Annotated in this window: 8 protein-coding genes; all 8 read left to right on the top strand. The window is 47.6% G+C overall.

Annotation, left to right across the window (positions count from 1 at the left end; all coding sequences use genetic code 11):
- Positions 1–279 precede the first annotated feature (279 nt).
- Positions 280–660 carry a preprotein translocase subunit SecE gene (secE, locus tag AC6R10_RS14820; RefSeq protein WP_334555690.1) on the top strand — a complete coding sequence of 127 codons (381 nt, stop codon included), beginning with the start codon at positions 280–282 and terminating at the stop codon, positions 658–660.
- Positions 661–672: 12 nt separating this feature from the next.
- A complete protein-coding gene (gene nusG, locus AC6R10_RS14815) occupies positions 673–1,221 on the top strand; it encodes a transcription termination/antitermination protein NusG (RefSeq protein ID WP_334555691.1) in 549 nt (182 codons plus the stop codon).
- A gap of 159 nt (positions 1,222–1,380) precedes the next feature.
- The gene (gene rplK / locus AC6R10_RS14810) at positions 1,381–1,809 is read left to right on the top strand and encodes a 50S ribosomal protein L11 (RefSeq protein WP_334555692.1); all 429 of its coding nucleotides are present in this window, start codon (positions 1,381–1,383) and stop codon (positions 1,807–1,809) included.
- 4 nt (positions 1,810–1,813) lie between these two features.
- A complete protein-coding gene (gene rplA, locus AC6R10_RS14805) occupies positions 1,814–2,515 on the top strand; it encodes a 50S ribosomal protein L1 (RefSeq protein WP_334555693.1) in 702 nt (233 codons plus the stop codon).
- Positions 2,516–2,815: 300 nt separating this feature from the next.
- The gene (gene rplJ, locus AC6R10_RS14800) at positions 2,816–3,310 is read left to right on the top strand and encodes a 50S ribosomal protein L10 (protein ID WP_334555694.1); all 495 of its coding nucleotides are present in this window, start codon (positions 2,816–2,818) and stop codon (positions 3,308–3,310) included.
- Positions 3,311–3,368: 58 nt separating this feature from the next.
- Positions 3,369–3,737, top strand: a complete 369-nt coding sequence (rplL, locus tag AC6R10_RS14795) for a 50S ribosomal protein L7/L12 (RefSeq protein ID WP_500672708.1) — start codon at positions 3,369–3,371, stop codon at positions 3,735–3,737.
- 232 nt (positions 3,738–3,969) lie between these two features.
- Positions 3,970–7,998: a DNA-directed RNA polymerase subunit beta gene (gene rpoB / locus AC6R10_RS14790; RefSeq protein ID WP_500672707.1), complete on the top strand. Its 4,029-nt coding sequence runs from the start codon at positions 3,970–3,972 to the stop codon at positions 7,996–7,998.
- A 91-nt stretch (positions 7,999–8,089) separates the two neighbouring features.
- Positions 8,090–12,292 carry a DNA-directed RNA polymerase subunit beta' gene (gene rpoC / locus AC6R10_RS14785; protein WP_500672706.1) on the top strand — a complete coding sequence of 1,401 codons (4,203 nt, stop codon included), beginning with the start codon at positions 8,090–8,092 and terminating at the stop codon, positions 12,290–12,292.
- The last annotated feature ends 98 nt before the right edge of the window (positions 12,293–12,390 follow it).

Here is a 12,390-nt window from a genome sequence, read left to right as displayed (position 1 = left end):
CTAATTTAGATAAATTAGCTGAAGTCTTCGGAAAATCTTGGAATAAGATTTGACGAACCAGTAGCAAAGAGGGCATCATTTGATGCCCTTTTTCTGCACTGAAGATAATGTTTGCTGATTTGTTGTTCATGTAAGCATTACGCAGGAAAATTTTGATTAAAAACTGGGCGTTTTGATCAATAAAGAGTACGTCGACCAGTAATGATTGGCGTGTATGGATTTGCCCTGCAACAGCGGGGTTGTTGTCGTCTATATTAAGACTAATGACAGGCTGGTTTTATGAAAGCTAATAATGCTGAAACTCCTGAAAGCTCAAATAGCGCAGATATCTTTAAGTGGATTGTCACTTTTGTTCTGCTAGCTGCCGCTGTTGTGGGTAATTACCTGTACGGTGAACTCTCTGTAGTGATTCGCGCTGCAGGTGTTGTTGTGCTAATCGCTGCGGCACTGGGTGTGGCTGCTACAACAACGAAAGGTAAAGCTGCGATTGATTTTGCTAAAGAATCTCGCATGGAAGTTCGCAAAGTGGTTTGGCCGACTCGCCAAGAAACTATGCAAACAACTTTGATCGTTTTAGCTGTAAGTATTGTAATGGCTCTAGCACTTTGGGGCATTGACGGCATTATGGTTCGTCTTGTTGCCTTTGTGACTGGGGTATAGAGGTTTTAATTCATGAGTGAAGCTCCTAAAAAACGCTGGTATGTGGTTCAAGCCTTCTCTGGATTTGAAGGCCGCGTAGCTCAGTCTCTTCGTGAGCATATCAAAATGCATGGCATGGAAGAGCTGTTTGGTGAAGTGCTAGTCCCAACAGAAGAAGTTGTGGAAATGCGCGCAGGTCAACGTCGTAAATCTGAGCGTAAGTTCTTCCCGGGCTATGTTCTAGTCCAGATGATCATGAACGATGAATCATGGCACTTAGTACGTAGTGTGCCGCGTGTCATGGGCTTCATTGGTGGTACCTCAGATCGTCCAGCTCCTATCTCTGATAAGGAAGCTGACGCTATCTTGAATCGTCTTGAGAAAGCGAGTGAAGCACCTCGTCCACGTACTATGTACGAAGCGGGTGAAGTGGTTCGCGTGACCGACGGTCCATTTGCTGACTTCAACGGTACGGTTGAAGAAGTGGATTACGAGAAGAGCCGCCTGAAAGTGTCTGTATCGATCTTTGGTCGTGCAACACCAGTTGAGCTTGAATTTGGTCAAGTTGAAAAACATGATTAATTAATGACCTTTTAGGGTTGTGTAGGGCGCGGATTATGACTATAATTTCGCGCCTTATTATTTTGGCTGAAGCCCAGCTTCAACCAAAGTAACAAGTATTGACATCAACGGGGAGCTGTTCAGTCGAATAGCGTCTGTACCCAAAATTTAGGAATTATCATGGCTAAGAAAGTTGAAGCTTATATCAAGCTGCAAGTTGCTGCTGGTATGGCAAACCCAAGTCCACCAGTTGGTCCTGCACTAGGTCAACACGGTGTGAACATCATGGAATTCTGTAAAGCGTTCAACGCGAAAACAGAATCTCTAGAGAAAGGTCTACCAACTCCAGTTGTTATCACTGTATACAGTGACCGTTCTTTCACGTTCATCACTAAGACTCCACCTGCTGCAGTTCTTCTTAAGAAAGCGGCTGGCGTTAAGTCTGGTTCAGGTCGTCCAAACACTGAGAAAGTGGGTACTGTTACTGACGCTCAAATCCAAGAAATCGCAGAAACTAAAGCTGCTGATATGACTGGTGCTGACATCGAAGCGATGAAGCGTTCTATCGCAGGTACTGCTCGTTCAATGGGCCTAGTGGTAGAGGGTTAATAAGATGGCTAAACTAACTAAGCGCATGCGCGTAATCCGCGAAAAAGTTGACGTAACTAAAGAATACGAAATCAACGAAGCTGTAGCACTTCTTCAAGAGCTAGCAACAGCGAAATTCGTTGAGTCTGTAGACGTTGCTGTTAACCTTGGCATCGATGCTCGTAAATCTGACCAGAACGTACGTGGTGCAACTGTACTACCTCACGGTACTGGCCGCGATATCCGCGTTGCAGTCTTCACTCAAGGTGCAAACGCTGAAGCAGCTAAAGAAGCTGGCGCAGATCTAGTGGGTATGGAAGATCTTGCTGAGCAAGTGAAGAAAGGCGAAATGAACTTTGACGTTGTTGTTGCTTCTCCAGATGCAATGCGCGTTGTAGGTCAACTAGGTACTATCCTAGGTCCTCGCGGTCTAATGCCAAACCCTAAAGTTGGTACTGTAACTCCTAACGTTGCTGAAGCGGTTAAGAACGCTAAAGCGGGTCAGGTTCGTTACCGTAACGACAAAAACGGCATCATCCACACGACTATCGGTAAAGCAAACTTCTCTGCAGAGCAGATCAAAGAGAACCTAGAAGCACTTCTAGTGGCTCTGAAGAAAGCTAAGCCATCTTCAGCGAAAGGTGTTTTCCTGAAGAAAGTCAGCATCTCTACAACAATGGGTGCTGGTGTTGCTGTTGATCAGGCTAGCCTGAACACTCAAGCATAATATATTTGCTTAGGCGCAAAATTAATGTATAATTTTGCGCCTAATATTTGTGGTTGGGGCTGAACTTTGGTTCATTCAATTCGTTAAGAATTGGCTGTGAATTATGACCCAGTCTCCGTCCAAGACCGTAGGTGTCTGAATTTGTTTTACAACTTCAGACTTAATTTTCCTACGTAGATGGTGCCCGAACTGACAGAAAGCTCTATGTAAATAGTTACCTTTCTTCTGGGAAGCACCTCAATAGCTCTCACTGTTGTGATAATAGTGAGTGGTGTAACAACAACCAGGAGTAAATCCAAGATGGCTTTAAACCTTCAAGACAAAAAAGCAATTGTTGCTGAAGTCAACGAAGCTGCCAGTGGTGCACTTTCTGCAGTTGTAGCTGATTCTCGTGGCGTTGAAGTAAGCGCAATGACTTCACTACGTAAGCAAGCTCGTGAAGCTGGCGTTTACGTACGAGTTGTTCGTAACACTCTAATGCGTCGTGCGGTTGAAGGTACAGACTACGAGTGTCTAACAGACACTTTCACTGGTCCTACTCTCATCGCGTTCTCTAACGAGCACCCAGGTGCTGCAGCGCGTCTTTTCAAAGACTTCGCTAAAGAGAACAAACACTTCGAGATCAAAGCTGCTGCATTTGAAGGCGCGCTAACTGACGCTGAAGTACTAGCGACACTACCAACTTACGATGAAGCGATTGCACGCCTAATGATGTGCATGAAAGAAGCTTCTGCTGGCAAGTTGGCACGTACTATCGCTGCTATCCGCGATCAAAAAGAAGAAGCTGCGGCGTAAGCCTTGCTTTTTACTGGTTGCTAATTAAACTTATTGTTGATTTTAAAAGAGAATTGTTATGTCTATTACTAACGAGCAAATCCTAGACGCAATCGCAGAAATGTCTGTGATGCAAGTTGTTGAACTAATCGAAGCGATGGAAGAGAAGTTCGGCGTATCTGCTGCTGCTGCTGTTGTAGCTGGCGGTGCTGCTGCAGGCGAAGCTGCTGCTGAGCAAACTGAATTCGACGTAATCCTAGAATCTGCTGGCGGTAACAAAGTTGCTGTAATCAAAGCAGTACGTGGCGCAACTGGTCTAGGCCTTAAAGAAGCTAAAGCTCTAGTAGACGGCGCTCCAGCACCTCTGAAAGAAGGCGTTGAGAAAGCTGAAGCTGATGCTCTTAAAGCTCAGCTAGAAGAAGCTGGTGCAAGTGTTACTGTTAAGTAATTACTGCATAGTTTCTTAGCCTAACGGCTAATGGCTGGTGGTTTTTTAACCACCGGCCTTTTTGCGCTGTAGGGCATAGGTGAATTTTCCGCTGTTTAGTCACCTAAGCTCAAGCAAAAAAACATTTCATTGTTGCTTTATGAAATGTCACTACTGTTAAACAGTTGTTCAGTCACTGTCTCATAACGATTGGAGACAGTTTGGGTCACTTATCAGCGAGCTGAGGAACCCCATGGTTTACTCTTATACCGAGAAAAAGCGCATCCGTAAGGACTTTGGTACTCGTCCACAAGTTTTGGACATTCCATACCTGCTATCGATCCAGCTCGATTCGTTCGAAAAATTCATCGAACAGGATCCTGAGGGGCAATACGGTCTTGAGGCTGCTTTCCGTTCTGTATTCCCAATCCAGAGCTACAACGGCAATTCCGAGCTGCAATACGTTAGCTACCGTCTTGGTGAGCCAGTATTTGACGTGAAAGAATGTCAAATCCGCGGCGTTACTTATTCAAAACCTCTACGCGTAAAACTGCGCCTAGTTATTTTTGATAAAGACGCGCCAGCAGGTACTGTCAAAGACATTAAAGAACAAGAAGTCTACATGGGCGAAATTCCGCTTATGACAGACAATGGTACCTTCGTAATCAATGGTACCGAGAGGGTTATCGTATCCCAGCTGCATAGAAGCCCAGGCGTGTTCTTCGACAGCGATAAGGGTAAAACCCACTCATCGGGTAAAGTTCTTTATAACGCACGTGTTATTCCTTACCGTGGTTCATGGCTTGATTTTGAGTTCGATCCTAAGGATAACCTATACGTACGTATCGACCGCCGTCGTAAGCTACCTGCTTCGATCATTCTGCGCGCATTAGGTAAGACGACAGAAGAGATCCTAGACATCTTCTTTGAGAAGGTGAACTTCGAAGTGAAAGACCAAACTCTCTTGATGGAGTTGGTCCCTGATCGCCTACGTGGCGAAACAGCGACATTCGATATCGAAGCGAACGGCACGGTTTATGTTGAAAAAGGTCGTCGCGTGACGGCTCGTCACATCCGCCAACTTGAAAAAGATGGGGTTGACCATATCGAAGTACCGGTTGAGTACATCGTAGGTAAAGTGGCGTCAAGAGATTACATCAATGAAGCCACTGGCGAGATCATTGTTGCAGCAAACCAAGAGATCAGCCTAGAAGCACTCGCGAACCTGTCTCAAGCAGGCCACAAAGCGCTTGAAGTGCTCTTTACCAACGATCTTGATCACGGTCCATTCATGTCTGATACCTTGCGTATCGACAGCACCGTTGATCGCATCTCTGCGCTAGTTGAAATCTACCGCATGATGCGCCCTGGTGAGCCACCAACGAAAGAAGCGGCAGAAGCTCTGTTCGAAAGCCTATTCTTCTCTGAAGAGCGTTATGATCTATCGACTGTTGGTCGTATGAAGTTCAACAGCTCTATCGAACGTGAAGATGCTGGTGAGCAAGGCACTCTTGATGAGACTGATATCATCGAAGTGATGAAGAAGCTTATCGCTATCCGTAACGGCATCGGCGAAGTGGACGATATCGACCACCTAGGTAACCGTCGTATCCGTAGCGTTGGCGAAATGGCTGAAAACCAATTCCGTGTTGGTCTTGTTCGTGTCGAACGTGCGGTTAAAGAGCGTCTAAGCCTTGGCGATCTTGATGCTATCATGCCTCAAGACCTGATCAACGCTAAGCCGATCTCAGCGGCAGTAAAAGAATTCTTTGGCTCTTCACAGCTGTCTCAGTTTATGGACCAAAACAACCCACTATCAGAAGTCACGCACAAGCGTCGTATTTCTGCATTGGGTCCTGGCGGTCTAACTCGTGAGCGTGCTGGCTTCGAAGTACGTGACGTACACGTAACGCACTACGGTCGTCTATGTCCTATCGAAACGCCTGAAGGTCCAAACATCGGTCTGATCAACTCTCTGTCTGCGTTTGCGCGTTGTAACGAGTACGGTTTCCTAGAGACACCATACCGTCGCGTTGTTGATGGCGTAGTAACAGACGAAGTGGATTACCTATCTGCTATTCAAGAAGGTCAGTACGTTATCGCTCAGGCGAACACGGTTCTGACTGAAGAGGGCACATTTGCTGAAGAGCTGATCACTGCTCGTCAGAAAGGTGAATCTGGTCTACACCCACGCGAACATGTTGATTACATGGACGTTGCAACCAACCAGGTTGTATCTATCGCGGCATCGCTTATCCCGTTCCTAGAACACGATGATGCGAACCGTGCATTGATGGGTGCGAACATGCAACGTCAGGCTGTTCCAACACTGAAGGCTGATAAGCCTCTCGTTGGTACAGGTATTGAGCGTAACATCGCGGTTGACTCAGGTGTAACGGCGGTAGCGAAACGTGGTGGTGTTATCCAATCTGTGGACGCATCGCGCATCGTTGTTAAGGTTAACGAAGAAGAGTTGATTCCTGGTGAAGCGGGTATCGATATCTACAACCTAACGAAGTACACACGTTCAAACCAAAACACATGTATTAACCAGCGTCCATGTGTGATGCCAGGTGAATCTGTACTACGTGGTGACGTTCTTGCTGATGGTCCTTCAACAGACCTTGGTGAGCTAGCGCTTGGTCAGAACATGCGTATCGCGTTCATGCCTTGGAACGGTTACAACTTCGAAGACTCGATCTTAGTGTCTGAGCGCGTCGTTCAAGAAGACCGTTTCACAACGATCCACATCCAAGAGCTATCTTGTGTGGCGCGTGATACTAAGCTTGGTGCAGAAGAGATCACAGCTGACATTCCAAACGTAGGTGAGTCTGCTCTGTCTAAACTTGACGAGTCAGGTATCGTTTACATCGGTGCTGAAGTGAAGGGTGGCGACATCCTAGTTGGTAAAGTGACGCCGAAAGGTGAAACTCAGCTGACGCCTGAAGAGAAGCTACTGCGTGCTATCTTCGGTGAAAAAGCCTCAGACGTGAAAGATACGTCACTGCGTGTACCAAACTCTGTGTCAGGTACCATCATCGATGTTCAAGTCTTTACTCGCGATGGCGTAGAGAAAGACAAGCGTGCGCTTGAAATTGAACAGATGCAGCTGAAAGAAGCGAAGAAAGACCTAACTGAAGAATTCCAGATTCTTGAGGGTGGCCTTCTTAACCGTGTGAGAGCTGTCTTGATCGACGGTGGCTACGCGGAAGCGAAGCTTGACGCAACGGATCGTAAGAAGTGGCTTGAGTTCACGCTAGAAGACGACGCACTACAAACTCAGCTAGAGCAATTGGCTGAGCAGTACGACGAGCTAAAAGCGGACTTCGATAAGAAGTTTGAAACTAAGCGTCGTAAGATCACACAAGGTGATGATCTTGCTCCTGGCGTACTGAAGATTGTGAAAGTTTACCTCGCGGTGAAACGTCGCATTCAGCCTGGTGATAAGATGGCGGGTCGTCACGGTAACAAGGGTGTAATCTCTAAGATTAACCCTGTTGAAGACATGCCATACGATGAGAAAGGCCAACCGGTCGACATCGTTCTTAACCCACTGGGTGTACCTTCACGTATGAACATCGGTCAGATCCTAGAAGTTCACTTAGGTCTGGCGGCGAAAGGCATCGGTGACAAGATCAACCAGATGGTGAAAGAGCAGCAAGAGCTGGCTAAGTTCCGTGACTTCCTACAGAAAGTCTACGACCTTGGCGAAACGCGTCAGCAAGTGGACATTGCTTCACTATCCGATGACGAAGTACGCACGCTGATCGGCAACCTTCGTGGTGGTCTACCAATCGCGACACCAGTCTTTGACGGTGCGAACGAAACATCAATTAAAGAGCTACTGAAACTGGGTGATCTACCAGAATCTGGTCAGCTAACACTGTTTGATGGTCGCACTGGTGATGCGTTTGAGCGTCCGGTAACCGTAGGTTACATGTACATGCTCAAACTGAACCACCTTGTTGATGACAAGATGCATGCTCGTTCAACCGGTTCTTACAGCCTAGTAACTCAGCAGCCACTTGGTGGTAAAGCTCAGTTCGGTGGTCAGCGTTTCGGTGAGATGGAAGTATGGGCACTTGAAGCATACGGTGCTGCTTACACGCTACAAGAAATGCTCACAGTTAAGTCGGATGACGTGAACGGCCGTACGAAGATGTACAAAAACATCGTCGACGGTAACCACAGCATGGAACCTGGTATGCCAGAATCGTTCAACGTATTGTTGAAAGAGATTCGCTCGCTAGGTATCAACATCGAGCTAGAAGACGAAGAGTAATCCACCATCTCTGAGACAGAGATAAATTGGGTTATTTGGTAGAAGGTGCCTGTCTTGGCAGGCATCTTTTAACTCCTTACAGGAGCTGATTGTGAAAGACTTATTAAACTTTCTAAAAGCACAGCATAAGACCGAAGAGTTTGATGCAATCAAAATCGGTCTATCTTCACCAGACATGATCCGTTCATGGTCTTTCGGTGAAGTGAAAAAACCTGAAACGATCAACTATCGTACGTTCAAACCTGAGCGCGATGGTCTGTTCTGTGCGCGTATTTTTGGCCCAGTAAAAGACTACGAATGTCTTTGTGGCAAATACAAGCGTCTGAAACACCGTGGTGTTATCTGTGAGAAGTGTGGCGTTGAAGTTACACAAACTAAAGTTCGTCGTGACCGCATGGGCCACATCGAGCTTGCTTCACCAGTAGCTCACATCTGGTTCCTAAAATCACTGCCGTCTCGTATCGGTCTACTGATGGATATCCCTCTACGTGATATCGAACGTGTTCTTTACTTCGAAATGTACGTGGTAACAGAGCCAGGTATGACGGATCTAGAAAAAGGCCAGATGCTGACAGAAGAAGAGTATCTGGACCGTCTAGAAGAGTGGGGCGATGAATTCACGGCTAAGATGGGCGCAGAAGCGATCAAAGACCTTCTAGGTTCTATGGATCTACCTGCTGAAATCGAAGAGATGCGTGAAGAGCTTCAGTCGACTAACTCAGAGACTAAGCGTAAGAAAATCACGAAGCGTCTGAAGCTTGTTGAAGCGTTTGTTCAATCTGGTAACAACCCAGAGTGGATGATCCTGACTGTGCTTCCGGTACTTCCGCCAGATCTACGTCCTCTAGTACCACTAGACGGCGGTCGCTTCGCGACATCTGATCTGAACGACCTATACCGTCGCGTGATCAACCGTAACAACCGTTTGAAGCGTCTACTAGAGCTAGCGGCTCCGGACATCATCGTACGTAACGAAAAGCGTATGTTGCAAGAGTCTGTTGATGCCCTTCTAGATAACGGTCGTCGCGGTCGTGCGATCACAGGTTCGAACAAGCGTCCTCTGAAATCTCTTGCTGATATGATCAAGGGTAAACAAGGTCGTTTCCGTCAGAACCTTCTAGGTAAACGTGTAGACTACTCTGGCCGTTCTGTAATCACAGTAGGTCCATACCTTCGTCTGCACCAGTGTGGTCTTCCTAAGAAGATGGCACTAGAGCTATTCAAACCATTCATCTACAGCAAGCTAGAGACTCGTGGTCTTGCGACGACAATCAAAGCTGCGAAGAAGATGGTAGAGCGTGAAGAAGCGGTCGTTTGGGATATCCTAGACGAAGTGATCCGTGAACACCCAGTACTATTGAACCGTGCACCAACACTTCACCGTCTTGGTATCCAGGCGTTCGAACCTGTACTGATCGAAGGTAAAGCGATTCAGCTACACCCACTTGTGTGTGCGGCGTATAACGCGGACTTCGATGGTGACCAAATGGCGGTTCACGTGCCTCTAACTCTAGAAGCACAGCTTGAAGCTCGTACTCTGATGATGTCGACAAACAACATTCTGTCGCCAGCATCGGGTGATCCTATCATTGTACCTTCTCAGGACGTGGTATTGGGTCTGTACTACATGACACGTGAAAAGATCAACGTGAAAGGTGAAGGCATGTACCTTGCTGGCCCAGAAGAGGCTGAAAAGGCATACCGCACTAAGAGCGCTGAGCTACATGCACGCGTAAAAGTACGTATTACTGAAACCGTTGTTGATGAAGACGGCAACAGCACCACTGAAACCAAACTCGTGGACACCACGATTGGTCGTGCAATGCTATGGCAAATCGTGCCATCAGGTCTTCCATACAGCCTAGTGAACCAAAAGCTTGGTAAGAAGCAGATTTCGAACCTGTTGAATGAGGCTTACCGTAAACTGGGTCTGAAAGACACGGTTATCTTCGCTGACCAAATCATGTACGCAGGTTTTGCTTACGCGGCACTATCTGGTGTGTCTGTCGGTATCGACGACATGGTAGTACCAGAGGCGAAGTACACTGAAATCGCAGAAGCAGAAGAAGAAGTACGCGAAATCCAAGAACAGTACCAGTCAGGTCTTGTTACTGCGGGTGAGCGCTACAACAAAGTGATCGATATTTGGGCATCGACCAACGATCGCGTTGCGAAAGCGATGATGGAGAACCTCTCTTCTGAAACTGTGGTTAACCGCGATGGTGAAGAAGAGCAACAAGAGTCGTTCAACAGCATCTACATGATGGCTGACTCGGGCGCTCGTGGTTCTGCTGCTCAGATTCGTCAGCTTGCCGGTATGCGTGGTCTGATGGCGCGTCCAGATGGTTCAATCATCGAAACGCCGATCACCGCAAACTTTAAAGAAGGTCTAAACGTACTTCAGTACTTTATCTCAACGCACGGTGCTCGTAAGGGTCTTGCGGATACGGCACTGAAAACAGCGAACTCGGGTTACCTAACTCGTCGTCTCGTAGACGTTGCTCAAGACGTTGTCGTTACCGAGCATGACTGTGGTACGCACGAAGGCGTCGACATGATGCCTCACATCGAAGGTGGTGACGTTAAAGTGGCACTGACTGAGCTAGCGCTAGGTCGTGTTGTTGCTGAAGACGTGATGAAGCCAGGTACTGAAGAAGTTCTTATTCCACGTAACACGCTGATCGATGAGAAGTGGTGTCAAATCATGGAAGAGAACTCAGTCGACAGCATGCGCGTACGCTCTGTTGTAACCTGTGATGCTGACTTCGGTTGTTGTGCACAATGTTACGGCCGTGACCTAGCACGTGGTCACCTAGTGAACCAAGGTGAAGCAGTCGGTGTTATCGCTGCTCAGTCTATCGGTGAACCAGGTACACAGCTAACGATGCGTACGTTCCACATCGGTGGTGCGGCATCGACAGCAGCGGCAGAGAACAGCATCCAAGCGAAGAACGACGGTTCTGTGAAACTCAGCAATGCGAAATTTGTTATCAACAAAGATGGCAAGCTGGTGATCACCTCTCGTGCTTCTGAAATGATGATCATTGACGAGTTCGGTCGTACTAAAGAGAAACACAAATTGCCTTACGGCTCTCTATTGAGCAAAGGCGATGGCGACGCAGTGAAGTCCGGTGAGACCGTGGCAAACTGGGAAGCGCACACCATGCCAATCATCACTGAAGTGGCAGGTCGCATCCAGTTCGTTGACATGATCGATGGCGTAACTGTATCTCGTCAAACCGACGATTTGACTGGTCTATCTTCAAGCGAAGTGACGGAAGCCGCCGCTCGCCCAGCAGCAGGTAAAGATATGCGTCCAGCTATCAAACTTGTTGATGCGCAAGGCAACGATGTATTGATCCCTGGTACTGAAATGCCAGCGCATTACTTCCTGCCTGGTAAAGCGATTGTGAACATCGAAGACGGCGCTGAAGTGGGTGTGGGTGATACACTTGCACGTATTCCTCAGAAGTCAGGTGGTAACCGAGATATCACTGGTGGTCTTCCACGCGTTGCGGACCTATTCGAAGCTCGTAAGCCAAAAGAGCCTGCGATCCTTGCTGAGCACACAGGTACTGTGTCATTCGGTAAAGAGACCAAAGGTAAGCGTCGTCTAGTGATCACTCGTGAAGGTGGTGACACCTACGAAGAGATGATTCCTAAGCACCGTCAGCTTAACGTGTTCGAAGGTGAGAAGGTGGAACGTGGTGATGTGATCGCCGACGGCCCAGAGTCTCCGCATGACATCCTTCGTCTACGTGGTATCCACGCTGTGACGCAATACATCGCGAACGAAGTTCAAGAAGTATACCGTCTGCAAGGCGTTAAGATTAACGATAAGCACATCGAGACTATCGTTCGTCAGATGCTACGTAAGTGTACTATCACACACGCTGGTGACTCAGAGTTCCTAGCGGGTGAGCAGGTAGAATACTCACAAGTGAAGATTGCGAACCGCCAGCTAGAAGCTGAAGGCAAAGAGCCAGCTCGCTTTGAACGTGAACTACTAGGTATCACGAAAGCGTCGCTAGCGACTGAGTCGTTCATCTCTGCGGCATCGTTCCAGGAAACAACTCGCGTACTAACAGAAGCGGCTGTTTCTGGTAAGCGTGATGAGCTACGTGGTCTGAAAGAAAACGTGATTGTTGGTCGTCTGATTCCAGCAGGTACCGGTTTCGCATACCACCAAGATCGTCAAGCGAAGCGTGCACAAGAGCAAGAAGGTCCATCTGCTGAACAAGCAACAGACAACCTTGCAGCATTGCTTAACGCAGGTTTCTCTTCTGAAGAGTAATCATACAGCGACATGAAAAAAGGCACCTTCGGGTGCCTTTTTTGTATTTTGGAATAGAATTTAGTGCCTAGTGCCTAGTGCCTAGTGCCTAGTGCCTA

Source organism: Vibrio sp. R12-SG2-ISO1, from assembly GCF_059834045.1.
This window is presented reverse-complemented; position numbering and strand designations above follow the sequence as displayed.

Excerpts from the sequence above, each read along its gene's own strand:
- secE (WP_334555690.1), top strand. The coding sequence starts at position 280 with ATGAAAGCTAATAATGCTGAAACTCCTGAAAGCTCAAATAGCGCAGAT.
- nusG (WP_334555691.1), top strand. The coding sequence starts at position 673 with ATGAGTGAAGCTCCTAAAAAACGCTGGTATGTGGTTCAAGCCTTCTCT.
- rplK (WP_334555692.1), top strand. The coding sequence starts at position 1,381 with ATGGCTAAGAAAGTTGAAGCTTATATCAAGCTGCAAGTTGCTGCTGGT.
- rplA (WP_334555693.1), top strand. The coding sequence starts at position 1,814 with ATGGCTAAACTAACTAAGCGCATGCGCGTAATCCGCGAAAAAGTTGAC.
- rplJ (WP_334555694.1), top strand. The coding sequence starts at position 2,816 with ATGGCTTTAAACCTTCAAGACAAAAAAGCAATTGTTGCTGAAGTCAAC.
- rplL (WP_500672708.1), top strand. The coding sequence starts at position 3,369 with ATGTCTATTACTAACGAGCAAATCCTAGACGCAATCGCAGAAATGTCT.
- rpoB (WP_500672707.1), top strand. The coding sequence starts at position 3,970 with ATGGTTTACTCTTATACCGAGAAAAAGCGCATCCGTAAGGACTTTGGT.